Raw genomic sequence first — 20,989 nt, 5'->3', positions numbered from 1 at the left:
CCAAACGGAGGCCGGGTTGCGAAAGCCGGGGTCCTGTGCGGGCCCCGTGAAGAAGCCGCCGCCCGGGCCTCGGGGGCCGGGCGGCGGCTGGACGCGCAGGCTCCGGTCAGAGGCGCATCGCCTGCGGGGTCTCCCGACGGGCCAGGTCAGGGCCGTCGTACTCGCGGATGACCTCGTAGCGGGTGTTGCGCTCGACCGGGCGGAAGCCGGCGTCCCGGATCAGGCCGAGCAGGTCCTCGCGGCCCAGCTTGTTCGGGGTGCCGAAGTTGTCCGCGTCGTGGGTGATCTTGTACTCGACGACCGAGCCGTCCATGTCGTCCGCACCGTGGCTGAGCGCCAGCTGGGCGGTGGTGACGCCGTGCATCACCCAGAAGACCTTGACGTGCGGCACGTTGTCGAACAGCAGCCGGGAGACCGCGAAGGTCTTCAGCGCCTCGGCGCCGGTGGCCATCTCGGTGCGCGCCATCAGCTTGTTGCGCACCACGCCGTCCTTGGAGTCGTGGAAGTCGTGCTGGTAGCGCAGCGGGATGAAGACCTGGAAGCCCCCGGTCTCGTCCTGCAGCTCGCGCAGCCGCAGCACGTGGTCCACCCGGTGGCGGGGCTCCTCGATGTGGCCGTACAGCATGGTGGCCGGCGTCTTGAGGCCCTTGCTGTGGGCGAGCCGGTGGATCCTCGACCAGTCCTCCCAGTGGGTGTCGTGGTCGACGATGTGCTGGCGGACCTCCCAGTCGAAGATCTCCGCGCCGCCGCCGGTCAGCGACTCCAGGCCGGCGTCGATCAGCTCGTCGAGGATCTCGTCGGCGGGCAGGCCGCTGATCCGCTCGAACCAGTGGATCTCGGTGGCGGTGAAGGCCTTGAGCGAGACGTTCGGCAGCGCGGCCTTCAGCTCCCGCAGCGAGCGCGGGTAGTAGCGCCACGGCAGGGTGGGGTGCAGGCCGTTGACGATGTGCAGCTCGGTGAGGGAGTCGACCTCCATCGCCTTGGCGAGCCGGACGGCCTCCTCGATGCGCATCGTGTAGGCGTCCTTCTCGCCCGGCTTGCGCTGGAACGAGCAGTACGCGCAGGACGCGCTGCACACGTTGGTCATGTTGAGGTGGCGGTTGACGTTGAAGTGGACGACGTCGCCGTTCTTCCGCGTCCGCACGTGGTGGGCGAGGCCGCCCAGCCAGGCCAGGTCGTCGCTCTCGTAGAGCGCGATCCCGTCCTCCCGGGTCAGCCGCTCCCCCGCGTAGACCTTCGCCTCCAGCTCGCGCTTGAGCCCTGCGTCCATGCGGTGCCCCGCCTCCTCCGACTTCGAATCCTTGCCGGAACGAGCGTACGCCCCCGCCCGGGGCGGTTCGCGGGCAGCCGCCCCCGCGCGGGTCAGCCGGCGAGCAGCTCCGCCAGCAGCGACGGTTCGATGTTGCCGCCGCTCACCACGGCCGCCACGGCCCGTCCGCCGAGCTCGGCGGCCCGGTGGAAGTAGGCCGCCGGGGCGACCGCGCCGGACGGCTCGGCGACGATCCGCCCGCGCCGGGCCAGCAGGGCCACCGTGGCGCGGATCTCGTCCTCGGTGACGGTGAGGACGTCGTCCACGTAGGCGGTGAGGTGCTCGTAGGGCAGCACGCCCACCGAGGGGGTGCGCAGGCCGTCGGCGATCGTCCGGTAGGTGTCGGCGACCGGCCAGCTGACCCGCTCGCCGGACCGCAGGCTGGCCTGCGCGTCGGCGGCCAGCTCGGGCTCGACGCCGACCACCCGGACACCCGGGCGGGTCAGCTTGAGCGCGGCCGCCGTGCCGCCGATCAGCCCGCCGCCGCTGACCGGGACGAGTACGGTGTCCAGCTCCGCCGGGGCGTCCTCGGCGATCTCCAGGCCGACCGTGCCCTGGCCCGCGATGATGAACGGGTCGTCGTACGGCGGCACCCAGACGTAGCCGTGCCGCTCGGCCAGCTCGGCGGGCACGGTGTCCCGCTCCTCCGGCGACACCAGCAGCACCTCGGCGCCGAAGGACCGGGTGGCCTCGACCTTGACCGCCGGCGAGGTGTCCGGCATCACGACCACGGCCTTGATCCCGAGCAGCTGCGCGGCGTACGCCACCGCCTGCGCGTGGTTGCCGCTGGACTGGGCGACCACGCCGCGGGCGCGCTCGTCGTCGCCCAGCGCGGCGAGCCGGTTGTACGCGCCGCGGGCCTTGAAAGCCCCGGTCGGCTGGAGGTTCTCCGGCTTCAGCCAGAGCCGGCGCTCGCCGTCCGCCGCCCAGGGGGCGGGGACCAGCGGGGTGCGCACCGCGACGCCCGCGATCCGCTCCCGGGCCGCGCGCAGTTCCTCCAGACCGACCAGTGCCATGTCCGCCACTTCCCCGTGCGCTACTCGGCCTCGGCCAGCGGCAGTTCGCTGACCCGGTTCTCCCACTTCGTGGAGAGTACGACGGTCGTCCGGGTGCGGGCCACGCCCTTGGTGCCCGAGATCCGCTTCACCACGGACTCCAGGCCCTCGACGTCCGGCACCCGGACCTTGAGCATGTACGAGTCGTCACCGGCGATGAACCAGCAGTCCTCGACCTCGCCGAGGTCCTTCAACCGGAACGCGACGTCCTCGTGGTCCGCCGCGTCGGTCAGCTGGAGGCCGATCAGGGCCGTGACCCCGAAGCCGAGCGAGGCCGGGTTGACCGTCGCCCGGTAGCCGGTGATGACGCCGGCCTGCTCCAGGCGGTTGATGCGGTCCGTGACGCTGGGGCCGGAGAGGCCGACCAGCCGGCCCAGCTCGGCGTAGGAGGCGCGGCCGTTCTCGCGGAGCGCCTGGATGAGCTGTCTGTCCACCGTGTCCATATACCGTCCGCGTCCTTCCGAACCTCACCAGACCCACAGATCATTATCCGGATTCAAAGGTGCCGTGCTCGGACCAACCCGGATATCGCAGAGAACATACTCTCCCGTCCTGCGGTCCCTCACTCCCCCTCAGGCCGACCGTTCGCTCGCGCGGGCCGCCGCGCCCAACTCGCCCTCCCAACGGCGGTACAGCGTGTGCGGCACGCCGACGGCGTCCAGGACCCGTCCGGCGACGAATCCGACCAGCTCGCCGACAGTGGAGCCGCCGGCGTAGAAACCGGGCGAGGCGGGGAGCACGACCGCTCCCTGCGCGTCCAGCTCCACCAAGTGCTTCAACGTCACCCCGTTGAGTGGCGTCTCGCGGACGCAGACGACCAGCGGACGCCGCTCCTTGAGGGTGACACTGGCCGCCCGCTGGAGCAGGTCCTTGCTGAGGCCGAGCGCGATCCCGGCCACCGCGCCGGTGGTCGCGGGCACCACCAGCATCCCCTTGGCGGGGTACGAGCCGCTGGACGGCCCCGCCGCGAAGTCCCCGGCCGACCAGTACCTGACGCCGTCCAGCCCCTCCGCCGTCCCCAGCCAGGCGGCCAGGTCGTCGCGCCAGTGCGCGTCCCGGAACGCGATGCCGGTCTCGTCGAGGATCGTCAGCCGGGCCGCGCGGCTGACCACCAGGTCGACCGGCTCGCCCGCGGCGAGGAGGGCGCGGATCACCGCGGCGGCGTACGGGGTGCCGGACGCGCCGGACACCCCCACGACCCAGGGGCGGCGGACTGGCTGCTGAGGCTTTTCCATAGTGCCTACTTTCTATCTCCACTCCGCCCCTCCTCCCGCCCCGGCCCGCCCTGGGAGGATGGGCGCCATGGCCACCCTCGTCGACCTCACCCACCAGGTGACCACCGCGATGCCGGTCTACCCCGGCGATCCGGCCGTCCTCCTGGAGCCCGCCCTCACCACCGCCACTGCCGGGGTGAACGTGCTCGCCCTGCACCTCGGCTCGCAGTCCGGCACCCATGTGGACGCGCCGTACCACGTCGACGTCACCTGGCCGACGCTGGACGGCCTGCCGCTGGAGCGGTTCACCGGCCCCGCGGTGGTCGCCGACCTGCGCGGCCTGGAGCCGCGTGCCGCGATCACCGCCGAGCACCTCGCACCCGCCCTGGAGCGGGCCGGCGAGGGCACCGTGCTGCTGCTCGCCACCGGCTGGGCCCGGCACTGGGGCACCGACGCCTACCTCGCCCACCCGAGTCTGACCGCGCGGGCCGCCGAGGCGATCGTCGCCGCCGGGGTGCGCACGGTCGGGGTGGACGCGCTCAGCGTGGACCCGACGCCCGACCCGGGTCCGGGCGACCCTGCGGTGGCCGCGCTGCTCGCCGACCTCACCGACGAGCACGACCAGCCGGCCGCCGAGGAGCCGACGCTGGCCGCGCACCGGGTGCTGCTCGGGGCGCCGGGCGGCGGGGTGATCGCGGAGAACCTGACCGATCTGCGGCCGCTGCTGACCGCCCAGGAGGCGGGCCGGCCGGTCGAGGTGACGCTCTTCCCGCTGCGGCTGGTGGCGGCCGACGGGGCCCCGGTACGGGCGGTCGCCCGGCTGGGGTGAGCCGCCGGACCCCGGCCCGGCTCGAACACCTGGCCGGGCCGGGGGACTTGGTCTAGACCATCATTGGCGGGCGGCGCTACGCTTTCCGGCCATGGCAGAGATCATCGGAGTCATCGAGCAGCTCTGGCGCTACCCCGTGAAGTCCACCGGCGGCGAGCGGCTCGACTCCGTCGAGGTGGACGACCGCGGGCTCGCGGGCGACCGCCTCTACGCCGTGCGCGACGGCAACGGCAAGCTCGGCTCCGGCAAGAACACCCGCCGGTTCCGGCGGATGGACGGCCTGCTCCGGCTCTCCGCCCGGCTCGGCCACCGGCTCGACGGCCCCGAGCTGTTCGACCCGCTCGGCCGCCCGGTCATCGACCCGACCGCCTTCCTGCGCGCCTACCTCCAGCGCGACGACGTCGAACTGGCCCGCGAGGACGCCGTCTCGCACTTCGACCAGCTCCCGGTCAGCGTGCTCACCACCGCCACCCTGGACTGGGTCGCCGACGCCGCGCCGTCCGCCGTGGTGGACGTCCGCCGGTTCCGCCCGAACATCCTGCTGCGCACCCCGCCGGGCACCCCGCCGTTCACCGAGGACGCCTGGTTCGGGCGCCGGGCACACGGCTCCGCGCGCTGCGGCGCCCGGCTCGCCTTCGTCCGCTCCAGTGAGCGCTGCGCGATGACCACCGCCGCCCAGCCCGGGCTGCCGCACGCGCCGGAGATCCTCAAGGCCCTCGCGCAGTTCCACGACTCCCGCCTGGACGCCCTCGCGGAGGTCGCGAACCCCGGCCGGCTCGCGGTCGGGGACACCCTGACGCTGGCCTGATCCGTTCCGGAGCCTGCGTCAGTTCACAGTCGGCGGTCCGGCCGGGCCGGCCCGCGAGGACCTCGCCGTCCACCGCACGCACGGCCGGTCGGGAGGCACGTCGAGTTCACTCCGCAGGGCGAGCGCCCCGGGTTGACGGGACGGCGGGCGCGGCGGCTCGGTGGCGGGCCGGGAGGAGGCACAGGGGGTGGCCCGCGGGGTCGGCGTAGATGCGCCAGCGGCCGGCGTCGTGGAGGAGGGTGGCGCCGAGGGCGAGGACGGCGGGTTCGGCGGTGGCGAGGTCGGGGACGTCGATGTCGAGGTGGGCCTGCTGGGGGCTCGCCGGGTCGCCCCAGCGGGGCGGGCGGTGGTCGGCGACCCGCTGGAAGCAGAGCACCTGGCCGGCGGGGGTGTGCAGGGTGGACCAGTCGGGGTGCAGCGACCAGCGCGGGTCCGGGCGGTCCACCTCGCCGCCGAGCAGCCCGGCGTAGAACCGGGCCAGCACGGCCGGGTCCGGGCAGTCCAGGACGATGCACTGCAGTTCGCCGATCACGGGGCTCCTTCGGGGGTCAGAGCGGCTCGGAGAGCGCCGCCTCGATCTGGTGGCGGGTGGCCCGGGCGATCCGCGGGTCGGTGGCCGCGTAGTGGGTGTACGCGTTGAGGCCCGTGGTGAGGGCCCAGCCGCGGCCGCGCAGCCAGGTGGCGTCGTCGACGCCGAGGGCGGTGCGCAGGACGGCGCGGGCGGGGGCGTCCAGGAGGGTCCAGGCGATGACCAGGTCGCAGGCCGGGTCCCCGACACCGAGGCCGCCGAAGTCGATGACGGCGGTGAGCCGGCCGTCGAGGGCGAGCACGTTCCCGGTGTGCAGGTCCCCGTGGAACCAGACCGGCGGGCCGCAGTGCCCGGGGGCGCGCACGGCGGCGTCCCAGAGCGCGGTGAGCGCGCGGGCGTCGAACGCGTCCGCGACCGCCGCGATCCGGGTACGCGTCCCGGCGTCGCGGCCGGCGAGGGGGGCGCCCAGGTGGTCGTTGTGCGCCCCCGGCGCGAGGCCCGGGGCCGTGGGGAGCGCCTGGAGCGCGGCCAGGAAGCCGGCGAGCGCGGCCGCGTCGGCGGACGGGTCGCCGAGGGCGGCGGGCCCGGCCGGGGTCTCGCCGTCCAGCCAGCGGACGACCGACCAGTGCCACGGATACCCGTGCGCGGGCGCGCCGACGGCCAGCGGCGCCGGCACCGCCAGCGGCAGGTGCGGCGCGAGCCGCGGCAGCCAGCGGGCCTCCTTCTCCGCCTGCCCGGCCGCCCACTCCCCCCGTGGCAGCCGGACGGCGAGTTCGCCGCCGAGCCGGTGGATCACATGGTCCGAGCCCCCGGGCTCGACCCGCCGCAACGGCAGGCGGGACCATCGCGGGAACTGCTCCGCGAGCAGCCGCCGGACCAGCGCGGTGTCGATCACCAGGGCCTCCGAGGTCACGCCCCACAGTCCATCGCGCCGGCGCCCCGCTGTCGAAGGGTTTTCAGCCCAACGGGAAGTCGGCGCGCCGGACCCAGCACGCACCGTCGAACACCAGCAGCCGGACGACCCCGGCCCGGGCGGCGAGCGGCAGGTGCGGCGCGAGGTCGGCGGCGATCGGCCCGGGGTCGTCGTGGTAGGCCACCGTCAGGTGCGGGACGACCTCCTCGAACCGGCCGCCGTAGGGCGGGTGCTCCGGCCATCGGGCGGCGACGGCGGCCGTGAGCGCGTTCAGCCGCACGGCGCCCTCGGCCGACGGGGCGAGCCAGTGGACGCCGGGGAAGTCCCCGCCGCGGGTGAAGGCGAGGTCGAACGCGGGCTGGGCGGCGATGAGTTCAGCGAGGTCACCGAGCACCTCGGCGTCCAGCCGGTCGGCCGGCCGGAACGGGTACAGCACCGTGACGTGCGCGGGAACGCCGAGCCGCGCCGACGGGTCATACCGCTCGCGCCAGGGCCCGACGACGGCCTCCGCCTCCGGCACCGGGAGGATCAGTGCGCTCTCGCCCGCCGCTGTCATGCGGGCATTCTCCACTGGACGGCGTCCGCCGCAGGACCGGACCATGGACGGATGACCACAGCAGACGGCGTCCGGCTGGAGCGGCTGGCGGACGGGCACGCGGCGGCGGTGCTGGCGTTCGAGCGGGAGAACCGGGAGTGGTTCGCGCGGTCGGTACCGGACCGGGGGGACGCGTACTTCACGGCGGCCGGGTTCGCCGGGCGGCACCGGGCGCTGCTCACCGAACAGGCGGACGGGGCCTGCCACTTCCACGTGGTGCTGGACGGCGGAGGAAGGATCGTCGGACGGGTCAACCTGGTGGACGCGGTGGACGGCAGCGCCGAACTCGGCTACCGGGTGGGAGAGTCGGCCGCCGGACGTGGCGTGGCGCGGGCGGCGGTCCGGATGGTGTGCGAACTGGCCTCGGGCTCCTACGGGCTGACCGCACTGACCGCCGTGACCACGCTCGACAACGCCGCCTCCCGGGCCGTGCTCGCCCGTGCCGGGTTCACCGGGACCGGCGCGGTGGACCTCGGCGGGCGGCCGGGCCTGGCCTACCGGCGCGCGCTCCGGCCGGGGGTTTCGACGGTCACCGCCACCGGGCAGTAAGCCCGGCATGACGATCCCTCACCGATTGGTCGGCACCGGCGCCCACAAGGTCCTGGTGCTGCACGACTGGTTCGGCACCAGTGCCGGCTGGGGCCCGTTCCCGGACTACCTGGACGGCTCCGCCTTCTCCTACGCCTTCCTCGACTACCGGGGCTACGGCGAGCGCAAGGACGTCCCCGGCGCCTACACGCTGGCGGAGATCGCGGACGACGCGCTCGCGCTGGCCGACCAGCTCGGCTGGCAGGAGTTCTCGCTGGTCGGGCACTCGATGGGCGGCAAGGCCGTCCAGCAGGTGCTCGCCCGGGCGCCGCGGCGGGTGCGGAGGCTGGCCGGACTGGCGCCCGTCCCGGCCGGGCCGTACCCGATGGACGCGGCCGGGGAGGAGCTGTTCTACGGCGCCGCCGAGGACCGGGCGAAGCGCTACGAGATCCTGGACCAGGTGACCGGGCGGCGGGCCGGCCGGGTCTGGCTCGACCTGATGGTGGACCGCTCGCTGGAGCTGTCCACCCGCGAGGCCTTCGGCGGCTACGTGCGCGACTGGACCACCGCCGACCTGGTGGACCGGATCGCCGGCAACCCGGTGCCGGTCCGGCTGTTCGTGGGCGAGCACGACCTCCTGCTGACCGCCGAGGCGATGCGCGCCACCTTCCTGGTGCACTACCCCAACGCCGAGGTCGAGCAGCTGCCCGCCACCGGCCACTACCCGATGCACGAGACACCGGTCGCCCTGGCCGCGGCACTGGAGTCCTTCCTGGGCGCCTAGCGGACCCCCGGGGCCTACCGGAGCGTCCTGATCCGCTCCCGTACGGCGGGCGAGGCCTTCTCCCAACTGCCGCTGTCGAACGGCGGACTGGGGTCGTACTCGGCGTGCAGCTGGATCGCGCGGGCGGTGGTCTCGTCGGTGAGCAGGGCGGCGAGCCGGAGCGCCATGTCGATCCCGGCGGAGACGCCCGCCGCCGTGACGATCCGGCCCCGGTGCACCACCCGCTCGGGGGTGTACTCGGCGCCGTGGGCGGCCAGTTCGCGGGCCGCCGCCCAGTGGGTGGTGGCGGCGAGGCCGTCGAGCAGCCCGGCGGCCCCGAGCAGCAGCGCGCCGGTGCAGACGGAGGCGGTGAACCGGGTGGTCGCGTGCGTCCGGCGCAGCCAGTCGAGGAAGGCGGCGTCACCCGTCAGCGGCCGGGTGCCGCGCCCGCCCGGGACGAGCAGCACGTCGCACGCCTCGACCTCCGTGTACCGGGCGGGCACGTCCAGCCGCATCCCCCCGATGCTGTCGGCCACCGGCCCCCGCTCCCCCACCGCCACGAACCGGACGGCGGCCCCGGGAAGATGGCCGAGCACCTGGTACGGGCCGATCGCGTCGAGCGGCTCGAAGTCGTCGAAGAGCGGGATGACGATGTCCATGTCCCGCAGCGTAAACGGGAGTTGGGCCCCCGTACCGCCCCCGGTCAGCGGATTCACGAGAACGAGTGGTCTGCACCACCGGCCTTTACCGCAGCGCATCCAGTTCGGCGCCGATGGCGGCCCGGACCGGGTCCTGCGCCGGGGTGAGGGCGTGGACGGGGTCGGTCCAGCGGGTGCGGGGGTAGAGCCAGACGGGGAGGCGGACGAGGTCGGCGGGCTCCCAGTCGTAGCGCGGCCAGACATGGGCGTGCAGCATCGGGTCGGTGTTGCCGAGGATCTCCAGGTTGACCCGGCGGAAGGCCGGATCGGCCGCCCGGCAGGCCCGTTCGACGGCCTCGCCGAGGCGGTCGAGGTCCTCCAGGTAGGCGAGCCGGCGGGGGCGGGGCAGGTCGGAGAGGCGCTGCACCCCGGGCTCGTCGGTGAGCAGGATCGCGTAGCCGGGCAGGAACTGCACGTCCCCCATCACCGCGAACCCGGCGTCCAGGCGGCGGATGACGGTGGGGTTCTCGCCGCGCAGGGCGCTGGCGATGCGGTCGGACTTCCAGTCGCCGTTCTCGTCGGTCATGAGCCGATGCTAGGCGCGAATGATCACCGGATGATCGGATCCGACCAGTTCCGCCGCGCGCTCCGGGTCGCCGTCGGCCCGGGCCAGCAGCGCCGCCACGTCGTAGCAGGGGGCGTCCGGGTCGTCGCCGAAGCCCAGGGTCAGGCCGGGTTCGCAGCGTTCCGCCCACAGCGCCGGGGCGAGGTCCGGCCGCAGCCGCTCCACCGCGCACACCAGCGTCCACGCGTCGCCCTCCAGCCGGGCCCGCCGGACCGGGTCGCAGGCGGCGAGGGCCGCGGCCACCCCGCGGTCGTCCGGGTCGTACTCCTCCAGCAGCGGCAGCAGTTCGGGGGCGCCGAGGACCTCCGCCGCCCCGAAGGTGAGGACGGCCGCGCCGTCCGGGTCCGCCAGCAGTTCGACCAGCAGCGGCACGGCCCGCGGATCACGCCGCCGGGCCAGGCCCCGGACGCCCTCCTCGCGGGCGTCGCGGTGGTCGTCGGCGGTCCGTTCCCAGAGGGCCGCCCGCACCTGCGGTCCGTCGGCGTCGCGCTGGAAGCCGAGGGTGAACGTCGCCCAGTCGCGGACCTCCGGGTCCGGGTCCCGGGTCAGCCCGATGAGCGCGCGGACGCCGGGGGCGCCCGACGGGCCGGTGGCCGCCTCGTCGAGGGAGAGGGCCTCGGCCACCTGCCGGCGCACCTCCGTTTCGGGGTGGCCGGCCAGGGCGACCAGTACGGGCACCGCCCGCCCGTCCCCGGTCCGGCCGAGGGCCCCGGCCAGGCGGGCCAGGACGTGCCCGTCCCGCTCCCGCCCGGCGAGGGCGAGCAGTGCGGTCGCCGCGTCCTCCCGGACCGCCTCGTCGCGGTCGGCCGCCTCGCCCAGCAGATCGCAGCCCGCCGCCCGCTCGGCCGCCTCCGCCGAGTCGAGCAGCTCGCCCCCGTGTGCGAGCGCCGCCGCCGCGTTCATCACCATCCGGCCAGTCTGGCGTGCGGCCCCCTGCCCGTGCACGCGAGTTGCCCGGCCGGGAGATCCCGGCCGGGCCTCGGTCGCACGCTTCAGGGATCAGAACTCGGTGCTGATCGTGACGCCGCTGAAGTCGGTCACGGCGTGCAGGCTGAGGTAGCGGTAGCCGGCCGTGGGGTTGGTGACGGTGACGGACTGGGTGGTGCCGGTGACGGTGGAGGAGGCGGTGAAGGCCTTCGGCGAGGCCCAGGTGTCCGCGTTGTAGTACAGGTGAGCGGTGCCGGTGCCGCCGGAGGTGCTGACCTTCAGCGTGGTGGTCCCGGCCGGCAGGTAGACGTACAGGTAGTCGGTGTTGCCGGCGGTCGCGGCGCGGCCGCTGCGCGAGCAGTTCTTGCCCATCGCGTCGGTGCGCGGCTCGGTGCAGGCCGGCAGGACGACCGGGGCTGCGGTCACGGTGACCGTGGCCGGGGAGGTGGCGCTCCGGCCGGTGTCGTCGGTGGTGGTCAGGGCTACGGTGTACGAGCCGGCCGCCGCGTAGGTGTGGCTGGGGTTGCGCTCGTCCGAGGAGGTGCCGTCGCCGAAGGTCCAGTGCCAGGAGGCGATCCGGCCCGAACCGGTCTGCACGGACCGCTCGCTCACGCTGACGGTCGCGCCGTTCACCGTGGTGTCGAACAGCGAGGTCGGGCCGGCCGCGTAGCAGGCGCCGGCGGCGCAGGCGGTGAGCCAGGCGTCGAAGTCGGCGTCGTACGAGGTGCCGAGGCTGTTGTAGACCGCGTAGCCGCCGGGGTAGTCACCGGCCCGGAAGCGCTCCAGCATGGCCTGGACGTCGGCCGGGTGCTTCTCCAGCATGTACCGGACGGCCAGGTAGCCCCACGGGTAGGTGCGGGTCGAGTCCGAGTTGGCGTAGGTGTTCTGGAAGAGCGTGCTGAGCTTGTAGGTGTGCTTGGCCGCCTGGTTCATCGCGTCGACGTCGGTGGCGCCGCGGTGGCTGTACGAGATGTACTCGGCCAGGCCCTCGACCCACCACTTGTTCGGGACGGACGACTGGGTGGTGTAGTTGCCCTTCAGGTTGTAGATGCTGTCGAGGTAGTGGGTGTACTCGTGGTTGAGGTTCCACACCCGCGCGGGGTCGTTGACGTTCCAGGTCTTCTGGTACATCACGGTCACGGCCCGGTTGTTCGGGTCGGTCGCGTCCATGACGGTCTGGCCGCCGTTGTCGGTGTCGTTGCCGTAGATCGCCCACGAGTAGGTGGTGTAGTCGGTCTTGTTGGCGAAGATCCCGAAGGTGACGTTCTTGGCGTACTGGTTCGGGATGGCCCCGTTGTCCTTGACCGTGCCGTGGAAGAGCGCGTCCTGGCTGCGCAGGCTCTCGCAGACGGTGGCCAGTTCGGCGGCCGACAGGGCCTGCGCCTGGAGGATGCGGTTGTCGCAGACCAGTTGGTTCGGCAGGACCACCGAGGTGAGCTTGGCGGGCAGGTTGCAGGTGCCGTAGTACGAGCACTGGCCGCCGTTGTAGTAGTTGGCCTGGACGGCCGTGTACACGTACAGCGGCGCGTGCGAGGTGAGGAGCGGCGCGGAGTCCAGCACCTTCTTGACCAGTGGCTTGGCCAGGGCCTCGGCGGCGGGGCTGGTTCCGGCGAACCGGGCCAGGTCGTTGCCCGCGTTGGTGTCGAGGACGGCGTGGGGTCCGGTGAGCAGGTCCCGGTGGTTGATCGCGAAGTCTGCCAGCGAGTTGACGAGACTCGGATCGGCCGCGAGCGCCCGGACGAAGTCCGCGTTCCGGTAGCCCTCCCAGAGCGGGTAGAACAGCACGGAGTTGACCGCGCTGATCATCTGCGGGAACGCGTTGTACGAGTTGTCGTACTCGTCCAGGATCCGCTTGTAGACGCCCATGTAGCGGACCTGGAGGTTGGCGCTGTCGGTGAGCCACACCACCTCCTTGAGGATGCGGCCGTTGTCCTCGGTGACGTCGCGCCAGCGGGTGCCCGCGAAGAGGGTGTCCAGGGCGGACGAGACGGCGGCGGTGAGCGCGGGGGTGTACGGGCCGGCCGCGGCCGGGTAGTAGAACTGGATGTAGTAGCCCACCTGCAGGTACTTCACCAGCTGCGCTATACCGGTCGAGTTGTCGCCGGTGTAGCCGGCCGCCAGGTCCTTGAGGGCGGCCGCGACGGACAGCATCCGGGACTGCTGGAAGATGCTCGGGTCGGCCTTGCCGCCGCTGTACAGCGACTTGATGCAGTCCGGGGTCGAGCTCTTGATGAACGCGACCAGGTCGGCCCCGGTGCGGGCCGCGAAGTCGGCCGCGGTGCAGCTCTGCACGGCGAGGGACTTGGACAGGACGGGGGCGCTCGCCTCGGCCGGGTCGGCCGGGCGCGTCGCGCCGATCAGCGCCGGGGGCAGCGGGGCGGCGGGCTCGGCGAGGTCCTCGGACCCCGTCGTCACGGTCGGAGCCGTGAGGCCGACCGGGCCGCCCTCGGTCGGGGCCGGAGCGGCGGTGGCGGCGGGGGGCGCCGCGAAGGCCGCCTGGGTCGGCAGCACGGCGGTGGCCGTGGCGCAACAGGCGACGACGCCTGCCGCGAGCATGGAGAGTCTGGTGCGCAGGAGCACGCCGAATCCTTCGTCGAGTGGGGGCAGCCCGACGTGGGGTCGGGCTGAAGGAAGGAGATGTGGCGTGGATCCTGTCACCGACCGAGGATCAGAACAATGTCACAGGTTATATTGCATGAGATTTTCAGCCACCTCGCCGCCGGCACCACTCCCACGCGGCCGACCTGCGGCGGTTCCGGCCGGAACGGACCAGCGGCCGGGCGCCGAAGGGGCCTCCGCAACGCACGGACTGGCCGATCCGCGCCCCCGGAACGCGGAACGCCCGGCCGGAGAAGCCCGGCCGGGCGTGTACAACTCGATCGCGTCAGGTCGACGCGTCAGGGGGCGCCGAACTCGCCGTCGGCGGCGGCGGCAACGAAGGCCTGCCAGGCCGCCGGGGCGAAGTGGAGACGGGGCCCGTGCGGATCCTTCGAATCACGCACCGAACCGGGGCGAGCATCGTCCACCTCGATGCAGTTGTTGTTGTCCATACCGCCGCTGTAACTACTCTTGCGCCACTGCTCGGTTCGCTGCATCTTCGTAGCCCTCCGCCGCCGATTCGATCAGGGCCAGGGACGCCTCCGGCGACAACGCGGCAGCCCTGACCAGATCGTAGGCCCGCGAGTATGTGCCGACCAGGGATGGCTCATCCACGAGCGTTCCCACACCGGGCCCTTCCGCATAGGCAGTGGGCGGCGCATCGTCGAAGGTCATCAGGCAGAGCGAGCCATCCATCAGCGCATGCGCCCCCGTCGCGAACGGGACGATCTGGAGGAGCGCCTTGCGGGCCCGGACCAGGCCGGCCAGATGCCGCAGCTGACCGGCCATCACCCAGGCGCCGCCCACCGGCCGGCGAATTACGGCCTCATCCAGGACGGCCCAGTACATCGGGGCGTTCTGCCGGTCGAGCAACTCGGAGCGAGCCAGCCGCGCCGCGACCATCTCCTCGTTCTCGGCCGCCTTCCGCAGCGGCTGCGCGGACTCGAAGAGGGATCGTGCGTAGTCCCGCGTCTGCAGCAGCCCCGGCACCAACAGCGGAGAGAACTCACTGATGGTCAGCGCCATCGACTGCAGTTCGGCCGCGTGCTCGAAGTACTCCGCGTAGCGCGAGGCCTTGCGGTACATCTCGTAGACCCGCAGGAAGTGGCCGCCCGTCTTCAGGATCTCGTCAAGCCTGCGCGACATGTCCCCCTGCGGGTTCCGGACGGCGGTCTCCAACTGTCCCACGTAGGCCGCCGAGCAGAACAAGAGCTTCCCCAGCGCGTCCTGGGAGAGGCCGGCCTCCTCCCGGAGCCGCCTGAGCTCCTGGCCCCAGAACGCGCGGGCCGAGCGCGATGGGCTGAAGTCCGTGGCCATGCGCCACTCCCCTTCGAGGAACCGGTGTTCGAGCTTCCGGCGGCCACCCTAGTCACCGACGGCGACCAGTGGAACACGAACGGCAATAGTGAGCTTGTCGCACCACCTGGTGATGCAGGTCACATGCGATCGCCCGATGAGTTTCCGCTCCGCCCCCGGTCCTACTGGCATGACGAACACGCTCGCGCTTCCCGCCCCCACCGCTCGCCCGCTGCTGGCCGCCGGGGCGCTCGGCGGCCCGCTGTTCCTCGCCGTCGGCATCGTCGGCGGGCTGAGCCGGGAGGGCTTCGACTTCACCCGCAACGCGCTCAGCCAGCTCAGCCTCGGCGAGCTCGGCTGGATCCAGCAGGCCGCCTTCCTCCTCACCGGCGCGCTGCTGCTCGCGGGCGCCGTCGGACTGCGGCGGGCGCTGCCGGGCAGCACGTGGGCGCCGCGGCTGGTCGGGGTGTTCGGCGTGAGCTTCGTCCTGGACGGGTTCTTCGCCGCCGACCCCGGCGCCGGCTTCCCGGTCGGGGCGCCCGAGGAGCGGGTGACCGAGCTGAGCGGGCACGGCACGGTGCACCTGGCCGGCGGGACGGTCGGCTTCCTCGCCCTGTGCGCCGCGTTCCTCGTCCTCGCCCGGCACCTGGACCGCCGCTGGGCCCTCGCCTCGCGCGTCGTCACGGCCGTGGTGCTCGTCGGCTTCGCCGCCTCGGGCGTCACCGTGCTGGCGTTCACCCTCGCCGCCGCGCTCGGCCTCGGCTGGCTGAGCGCTGTCGCGATCAGGCTCCGTGCGTGAAGATCCCCATCAGAAGATCATCCGAAATCCGAGGAGAGCCACCCCATGAGCGAGACCCCCGCCGTCAAGGGCCCCGCCAGCTACTTCCCCTCCATCGAGAAGAAGTACGGGCAGCCGATCGCGCACTGGAAGGAGCTGATCCGCTCCTCGCCGCTGACCAGGCACATGGAGCTGGTCGCCTGGCTGAAGGAGGAGCACGGGCTCGGCCACGGGCACGCGAACGCCCTCGTCAAGCACACGCTCGACGAGGGCGGGAAGTAGGACCCCGGCGGGGCGCGGTCTCAGACGCCGAGACCGCGCACCACCAGGTCGACCAGCGCGAAGAAGAACAGCGAGATGCCGACGAAGCCGTTCGTCTGGAAGAACGCCCGGTTCAGCCGCGACAGGTCGTTCGGCTTGACGATGGTGTGCTCGTAGACGAAGGCGCCGGCCACCACCAGCAGGCCGATCCAGAACGCCACGCCCGCGTCGGTGAGCACCGCGTACCAGCCGAGCAGCAGCGTGGTGACGACGTGGCAGCCCCGCGCGCCGCGGATCGCGGCCGGGACGCCGAACCTGGCCGGCACCGAGCGCACGCCGCCGTCCCGGTCGGAGGCGACGTCCTGGCAGGCGTAGATCAGGTCGAAGCCGCCGATCCAGATGCCGACCGCCGCGCCGAGCACGACCGCGTCCCAGGACCACGACCCGGTGACGGCCAGCCAGGCGCCCACCGGGCCCATCGCCTGGGCCAGGCCCAGGATCGCCTGCGGGAAGTCGGTGAACCGCTTGCCGTACGGGTAGACGACCATCGGCACCACGGCGACCGGCGCGAGCGCCAGGCAGAGCGGGTTGAGCAGCGCCGCGGCGCCGAGGAAGACCACCAGGGCGACCGCCGAGCCCACGTACGCGGTCTTCAGCGACACCGCGCCGGTGACGAGTTCACGCCCGGCCGTGCGCGGGTTGCGGGCGTCGATCTCCCGGTCGATGATCCGGTTGGCGGCCATCGCGAAGGTCCGCAGGCCCACCATGCAGACCGTGACGATGAACAGCTCGCCCCAGTGCACCCGCCGGTCGGCCAGGAACATCGCCGTCAGCGCCGCGATGTAGGCGAACGGCAGGGCGAAGACCGAGTGCTCGATCATCACCAGCCGCAGGAAGGACTTGACCTTGCCGGGCGGGACCTCGGGGATCGCGGCGGCGGTGCTCACAGCCCGTACTCCTTCCAGCGCCGGTCCACCAGGGCGGCGGTCGCCGGGTCGGAGGTGACCATCTCGGGCCAGCCGCCGTCGCGGGTGTAGCCCTCCTCGGGCAGCTTGCGGGTCGCGTCGATGCCCGCCTTGCCGCCCCAGAACTGCTGGTAGGAGGCGTGGTCGAGGTGGTCGACCGGTCCCTCGACCACGGTGAGGTCGCGGCTGTAGTCGACGTTGCCGAAGGCCCGCCAGGCGACCTCCTGGTAGTCGTGGACGTCGCAGTCGGAGTCCACCACGATGATCAGCTTGGTCAGCGACATCATGTGCGCGCCCCAGATGGCGTGCATGGTCTTCTGCGCGTGCTTCGGGTACTTCTTGTCGATCGAGACGATCACGCAGTTGTGGAAGCCGCCGGCCTCGGGCAGGTCGTAGTCGACGATGTCCGGGATGATGATCTTCAGCAGCGGCAGGAAGAAGCGCTCGGTGAACTTGCCGAGCGGGCCGTCCTCCGTCGGCGGACGGCCGACCACGATGGACTGCAGGATCGGACGGCGGCGCATCGTCACGCAGTCGATCGTCAGCGCCGGGAACGGCTCCTGCGGCGTGTAGAAGCCGGTGTGGTCGCCGAACGGCCCCTCGGGCAGCAGCTCGCCCGGCTCCAGCCAGCCCTCCAGGACCACCTCGGCGTCGGCCGGGACCTGGAGCGGCACGGTCTTGCAGTCCACCATCTTCACCCGCTCGCCCGCGACGAAGCCGGCGAACAGGTACTCGTCGATGTCGCCCGGCAGCGGCGCGGTGGCCGCGTAGGTGACGGCCGGCGGGCAGCCGAAGGCGATCGCGACCGGCAGCCGCTCGCCGCGCTTGGCGGCCACCGCGGCGTGGTTGCGGCTGTCCTTGTGGATCTGCCAGTGCATGCCGATGGTGCGGCGGTCGTGGCGCTGCAGCCGGTACAGGCCGAGGTTGCGGATGCCGGTGTCCGGGTCCTTGGTGTGGGTGAGGCCCAGGTTGAAGAAGGAGCCGCCGTCCAGCGGCCAGGTGAACAGCGCCGGCAGCTCGTCCAGGTTGACGTCCTCGCCGGTGAGCACCACCTCGTGCACGGGGGCGTCGCCGGACTTCACGTGCTTCGGCGGCACGTGGGCCATCGAGGCGAGCTTGCCGAAGGCGTCCCGGAAGCCGGTGAAGCCCTGCGGCAGCTCCGGCTTCAGCAGGCCGGAGATCTTGTCGCCGATCTCCTCCGGGCCCTTGAGACCGAGCGCCTTGGCGAGCCGGCGCTCGGTGCCGAAGACGTTCATCGCCAGCGGCATCGTGGAGCCCTTGACGTTCTCGAACAGCAGGGCCGGGCCCTTGGCCTTCTGCACGCGGTCGACGATCTCGCCGATCTCCAGATAGGGGTCCACCTCCGCCTTGATGCGCTTGAGGTCGCCTTCGCGGTCGAGGGCCCGCAGGAACGAGCGGAGATCGTCGTATGCCATGCCAGCCAGTATCCGCCACCCGATAGCCTGGCCTGTGTCAAGGGCCCCCTCGAAGCGGCGCACCGCCAGCGGCCGCCGCGCCGAGGGGCCCGACCGCCACCGACGCCGCCCGGGGGAGATCGCCGCCGTGCTGAGGATCCTGACCTTCGTGCTCCCGCTCGCCCTGTGGGTGTGGGCCTTCATCGACTGCCTGACCACCCCCGAGGAGGAGGTGAAGCACCTCCCCAAGGTGGTCTGGGTGATCATCGTGCTGCTCTTCCCGCTCGTCGGCTCGATCGCCTGGCTGGCGGCCGGCAAGCAGCGCGGGGTGCGCACCGCCCCGGCCGGCGGCCGCGGCGCGGGCGGCCCGGCGTACGACCGCCGGCGCGACGGCCGCCCGCTCGCCCCGGACGACGACCCCGAGTTCCTCGCCTCGTTGAAGAAGGACGACAACGACCACGAGGACATGCTCAAGCAGTGGGAGGCGGATTTGCGCCGCCGCGAGAACGAGCTGCGCGGCAAGGAGGACCCGGACGAGGGGCAGCGGGCCTGACCCCCGGTCGCTCGGACAGCCCACCCGGCATCCACCGGGTGGGCTGCGGTGTTTTTGGTGCATCCCTACGACTGGGAGGGCACCACCGGGCCGCGGGCACAGCCTCCACCGGCGTACCGGGCGCCCCTTGAGCGACCCTTTGGGCGACCCCGGCAGAAACTGCCGAGACAGCCCTGACCTGCACGTTTCCTCATGTTCAGCTCACCTCGGGGCCACCCGGCCGAAAGCTCGGGGTAATCGAACGGCTACCCGCCGCGCGGGCCGAAACGCTTCGGTTTCTGTACAGCCCTCACATCTAAACGGACGCGACCTTGTACGGAATCGACGCCGAAACCAGCGTGCGGCCCCTCGTACAGTCATAAGTGAAGAAGTGATTCGCAGCCGGGGGCATCGCAGACGTTGGCTGTCGGACAGTTCCCTCACCTTTGGAGTGGTTCGAGATGACGGTTGTGCACCAGGCGCCGGTCGACGACGACGCCCCCGAAGCCCCCGCCGACGTGCGGGGCCGGGTCGCGGAGCTGCACGAACTGCGCGAGCAGGTCCGCCGCGGTCCGAGCGAGAAGGCCACCGAGGCCCAGCACGCCAAGGGCAAGCTGACCGCCCGCGAGCGGATCGACCTGCTGCTCGACGAGGGCTCCTTCCACGAGGTCGAGCCGCTGCGCCGGCACCGCGCCCAGGGCTTCGGCCTGGAGGCGAAGAAGCCGCACACCGACGGCGTCGTGGTCGGCTGGGGCACCGTGCACGGCCGGACGGTCTTCACCTACGCCCACGACTTCCGGATCTTCGGCGGCGCGCTGGGCGAGGCCCACGCCCAGAAGATCCACAAGATCATGGACATGGCCATCGCGGCCGGCGCCCCGCTGGTCTCGCTGAACGACGGCGCCGGCGCCCGCATCCAGGAGGGCGTCACCGCGCTGGCCGGCTACGGCGGCATCTTCCAGCGCAACACCAGGGCCTCCGGCGTCATCCCGCAGATCTCCGTGATGCTCGGCCCGTGCGCCGGCGGCGCGGCCTACTCGCCGGCCCTCACCGACTTCGTCTTCATGGTCCGCGAGACCTCGCAGATGTTCATCACCGGCCCGGACGTCGTCCAGGCCGTCACCGGCGAGAAGATCAGCCAGAACGGGCTCGGCGGCGCCGACGTGCACGCCGGGGTCTCCGGCGTCTCGCACTTCGTCTACGACGACGAGCAGTCCTGCATCGAGGAGGTCCGCTACCTCCTCTCGCTGCTGCCGCAGAACAACCGCGAGATGCCGCCGGCCGCCGTCAACGACGACCCGGTGGACCGCCGCAACGAGTCGCTGCTGGACCTGGTGCCGGCCGACGGCAACCGGCCGTACGACATGCGCAAGGTCATCGAGGAGATCGTCGACCACGGCGAGTACCTGGAGGTCCACGAGCGCTGGGCCACCAACGTGCTCTGCGTGCTCGCCCGGATCGACGGCCACGTCACCGGCATCATCGCCAACCAGCCGCAGTCGCTGGCCGGCGTCCTGGACATCAACGCCAGCGAGAAGGCCGCGCGCTTCGTCCAGATGTGCGACGCCTTCAACATCCCGCTGGTCACCATGCTCGACGTCCCCGGCTTCCTGCCCGGCGTCGACCAGGAGCACGACGGCATCATCCGGCACGGCGCGAAGCTCCTCTACGCCTACTGCAACGCGACCGTGCCGCGGATCCAGCTGATCCTGCGCAAGGCCTACGGCGGCGCCTACATCGTGATGGACTCGCGCTCGATCGGCGCCGACCTCTCGTTCGCCTGGCCGACCAACGAGATCGCCGTGATGGGCGCCGAGGGCGCCGCCAACGTCATCTTCCGCCGGGACATCAACGCCGCCGACGACCCGGACGCGATGCGCAACCAGAAGATCAAGGAATACAAGAGCGAACTGATGCACCCGTACTACGCGGCCGAGCGCGGCCTCGTGGACGACGTCATCGACCCCGCCGAGACCCGCCAGGTCCTGGCGTCCTCGCTGGCCATGCTGCGCACCAAGCACGCGGACCTGCCGAGCCGCAAGCACGGCAACCCGCCGATGTAGCGGCAGCGCCGCCCGGGCCGGGCACAGCACCGCCGGGCACGCCGACGACGACCACTCACCACCATCCGCCGGGAGAGAACCGGACCATGACCGCTTCCGCCGAACCACTCGTCCGCATCGTCCGCGGCTCGCTCACCGACGAGGAGCTCGCCGCCCTGACCGCCGTGCTGATGGCCCGCGCCGCGGCCGCCCAGCAGGCGGCGGCCACCGTCTCGCCGGTCGAGCCGATCGCCAACTGGCAGCGCCTGGAGCGCCGCCCGGCGTACTACTCGCCGGTCAGCTGGCAGTGGGCCGCCTGACGGCCCGACCGAGGGCCCGGACACCCGTCCGACCGCCGGCCGGCCACCC

General features: G+C 72.6%; 24 protein-coding genes. 9 read left to right on the top strand and 15 right to left on the bottom strand.

The genetic code is table 11. The features are described from left to right. Positions 1–106 precede the first annotated feature (106 nt). From mqnE to ACFU74_RS21115, 4 genes are all read right to left on the bottom strand, one after another. Positions 107–1,270, bottom strand: coding sequence for an aminofutalosine synthase MqnE (mqnE, locus tag ACFU74_RS21130; protein ID WP_380758904.1), 1,164 nt, complete (start codon positions 1,268–1,270; stop codon positions 107–109). 92 nt (positions 1,271–1,362) lie between these two features. Further along, complete coding sequence (locus ACFU74_RS21125) at positions 1,363–2,325, bottom strand: threonine/serine dehydratase (protein WP_380758902.1); 963 nt, start codon at positions 2,323–2,325, stop codon at positions 1,363–1,365. Between the two features lie 20 nt (positions 2,326–2,345). Continuing rightward, positions 2,346–2,807 carry an Lrp/AsnC family transcriptional regulator gene (locus ACFU74_RS21120; RefSeq protein WP_380758900.1) on the bottom strand — a complete coding sequence of 154 codons (462 nt, stop codon included), beginning with the start codon at positions 2,805–2,807 and terminating at the stop codon, positions 2,346–2,348. Positions 2,808–2,936: 129 nt separating this feature from the next. After that, entirely contained in the window at positions 2,937–3,599 is a 663-nt protein-coding gene (locus ACFU74_RS21115) for a UbiX family flavin prenyltransferase (protein WP_380758898.1), read from the bottom strand. 67 nt (positions 3,600–3,666) lie between these two features. On the opposite strand from ACFU74_RS21115, the gene ACFU74_RS21110 reads away from it, so the two are divergent. Both ACFU74_RS21110 and ACFU74_RS21105 read left to right on the top strand, forming a co-directional pair. Next, positions 3,667–4,407, top strand: coding sequence for a cyclase family protein (locus ACFU74_RS21110; RefSeq protein WP_380758896.1), 741 nt, complete (start codon positions 3,667–3,669; stop codon positions 4,405–4,407). 91 nt (positions 4,408–4,498) lie between these two features. After that, positions 4,499–5,215, top strand: a complete 717-nt coding sequence (locus ACFU74_RS21105) for an MOSC domain-containing protein (RefSeq protein WP_380758893.1) — start codon at positions 4,499–4,501, stop codon at positions 5,213–5,215. A 106-nt stretch (positions 5,216–5,321) separates the two neighbouring features. On the opposite strand, the gene ACFU74_RS21100 is transcribed toward ACFU74_RS21105, so the two are convergent. The 3 genes from ACFU74_RS21100 to ACFU74_RS21090 are packed head-to-tail and all read right to left on the bottom strand — an operon-like array spanning position 5,322 to position 7,213. Beyond that, a complete protein-coding gene (locus tag ACFU74_RS21100) occupies positions 5,322–5,747 on the bottom strand; it encodes a VOC family protein (protein WP_380758891.1) in 426 nt (141 codons plus the stop codon). A 16-nt stretch (positions 5,748–5,763) separates the two neighbouring features. Beyond that, positions 5,764–6,657 (bottom strand): aminoglycoside phosphotransferase family protein, encoded by an 894-nt coding sequence (locus ACFU74_RS21095; RefSeq protein WP_380758889.1) that lies wholly within the window; start codon positions 6,655–6,657, stop codon positions 5,764–5,766. 43 nt (positions 6,658–6,700) lie between these two features. Next, a complete protein-coding gene (locus tag ACFU74_RS21090) occupies positions 6,701–7,213 on the bottom strand; it encodes a 2'-5' RNA ligase family protein (protein WP_380758887.1) in 513 nt (170 codons plus the stop codon). Between the two features lie 51 nt (positions 7,214–7,264). Here ACFU74_RS21090 and ACFU74_RS21085 point away from each other — a divergent pair, with 51 nt between their 5' ends. Together ACFU74_RS21085 and ACFU74_RS21080 are read left to right on the top strand one after the other, a co-directional pair. Further along, on the top strand, positions 7,265–7,801 hold the full coding sequence (locus ACFU74_RS21085) for a GNAT family N-acetyltransferase (protein ID WP_380758885.1): 537 nt from the start codon (positions 7,265–7,267) through the stop codon (positions 7,799–7,801). A gap of 7 nt (positions 7,802–7,808) precedes the next feature. Next, the gene (locus ACFU74_RS21080) at positions 7,809–8,564 is read left to right on the top strand and encodes an alpha/beta fold hydrolase (RefSeq protein WP_380758883.1); all 756 of its coding nucleotides are present in this window, start codon (positions 7,809–7,811) and stop codon (positions 8,562–8,564) included. Positions 8,565–8,578: 14 nt separating this feature from the next. Here ACFU74_RS21080 and ACFU74_RS21075 read toward each other — a convergent pair whose 3' ends face one another. The 6 genes from ACFU74_RS21075 to ACFU74_RS21050 form a co-directional block, all read right to left on the bottom strand. Further along, on the bottom strand, positions 8,579–9,202 hold the full coding sequence (locus tag ACFU74_RS21075; protein ID WP_380758881.1) for a DJ-1/PfpI family protein: 624 nt from the start codon (positions 9,200–9,202) through the stop codon (positions 8,579–8,581). A gap of 85 nt (positions 9,203–9,287) precedes the next feature. Next, a complete protein-coding gene (locus tag ACFU74_RS21070) occupies positions 9,288–9,767 on the bottom strand; it encodes an HIT family protein (RefSeq protein WP_380758879.1) in 480 nt (159 codons plus the stop codon). A gap of 9 nt (positions 9,768–9,776) precedes the next feature. After that, on the bottom strand, positions 9,777–10,715 hold the full coding sequence (locus tag ACFU74_RS21065) for a HEAT repeat domain-containing protein (protein WP_380758877.1): 939 nt from the start codon (positions 10,713–10,715) through the stop codon (positions 9,777–9,779). 90 nt (positions 10,716–10,805) lie between these two features. Beyond that, positions 10,806–13,313, bottom strand: a complete 2,508-nt coding sequence (locus ACFU74_RS21060; protein WP_380758875.1) for a collagenase — start codon at positions 13,311–13,313, stop codon at positions 10,806–10,808. Positions 13,314–13,630: 317 nt separating this feature from the next. Continuing rightward, positions 13,631–13,783: a DUF397 domain-containing protein gene (locus tag ACFU74_RS21055; RefSeq protein ID WP_380758873.1), complete on the bottom strand. Its 153-nt coding sequence runs from the start codon at positions 13,781–13,783 to the stop codon at positions 13,631–13,633. A 13-nt stretch (positions 13,784–13,796) separates the two neighbouring features. Continuing rightward, a complete protein-coding gene (locus ACFU74_RS21050; RefSeq protein ID WP_380758871.1) occupies positions 13,797–14,648 on the bottom strand; it encodes a Scr1 family TA system antitoxin-like transcriptional regulator in 852 nt (283 codons plus the stop codon). A 169-nt stretch (positions 14,649–14,817) separates the two neighbouring features. Between ACFU74_RS21050 and ACFU74_RS21045 the strand changes: the two genes are divergently transcribed. Then, on the top strand, positions 14,818–15,426 hold the full coding sequence (locus tag ACFU74_RS21045; RefSeq protein ID WP_380758869.1) for a DUF998 domain-containing protein: 609 nt from the start codon (positions 14,818–14,820) through the stop codon (positions 15,424–15,426). A 45-nt stretch (positions 15,427–15,471) separates the two neighbouring features. After that, entirely contained in the window at positions 15,472–15,687 is a 216-nt protein-coding gene (locus ACFU74_RS21040; RefSeq protein ID WP_380758866.1) for a DUF4287 domain-containing protein, read from the top strand. 20 nt (positions 15,688–15,707) lie between these two features. Here the strand turns inward: ACFU74_RS21040 and mqnP are convergent, their stop codons facing one another. Both mqnP and ACFU74_RS21030 read right to left on the bottom strand, forming a co-directional pair. Next, positions 15,708–16,613 carry a menaquinone biosynthesis prenyltransferase MqnP gene (mqnP, locus tag ACFU74_RS21035; protein WP_380758864.1) on the bottom strand — a complete coding sequence of 302 codons (906 nt, stop codon included), beginning with the start codon at positions 16,611–16,613 and terminating at the stop codon, positions 15,708–15,710. Further along, positions 16,610–18,067 carry a menaquinone biosynthesis decarboxylase gene (locus tag ACFU74_RS21030; RefSeq protein ID WP_380758862.1) on the bottom strand — a complete coding sequence of 486 codons (1,458 nt, stop codon included), beginning with the start codon at positions 18,065–18,067 and terminating at the stop codon, positions 16,610–16,612. Before ACFU74_RS21030 ends, mqnP begins: the two co-directional genes overlap by 4 nt. Before the next feature lie 127 nt (positions 18,068–18,194). Between ACFU74_RS21030 and ACFU74_RS21025 the strand changes: the two genes are divergently transcribed. The 3 genes from ACFU74_RS21025 (at position 18,195) to ACFU74_RS21015 (ending at position 20,940) form a co-directional block, all read left to right on the top strand. Then, a complete protein-coding gene (locus tag ACFU74_RS21025; RefSeq protein ID WP_380758860.1) occupies positions 18,195–18,599 on the top strand; it encodes a PLD nuclease N-terminal domain-containing protein in 405 nt (134 codons plus the stop codon). Positions 18,600–19,039: 440 nt separating this feature from the next. Continuing rightward, the gene (locus ACFU74_RS21020; RefSeq protein ID WP_380758858.1) at positions 19,040–20,641 is read left to right on the top strand and encodes an acyl-CoA carboxylase subunit beta; all 1,602 of its coding nucleotides are present in this window, start codon (positions 19,040–19,042) and stop codon (positions 20,639–20,641) included. Positions 20,642–20,727: 86 nt separating this feature from the next. Then, positions 20,728–20,940: an acyl-CoA carboxylase subunit epsilon gene (locus tag ACFU74_RS21015; protein WP_380758856.1), complete on the top strand. Its 213-nt coding sequence runs from the start codon at positions 20,728–20,730 to the stop codon at positions 20,938–20,940. Positions 20,941–20,989: the final 49 nt, after the last annotated feature.

The organism is Kitasatospora sp. NPDC057500 (assembly GCF_042802195.1).
GTDB lineage: Bacteria > Actinomycetota > Actinomycetes > Streptomycetales > Streptomycetaceae > Kitasatospora.
Note: the sequence above shows the minus strand (reverse complement) of the source record. Positions and strands in the feature narration are given on the sequence as shown.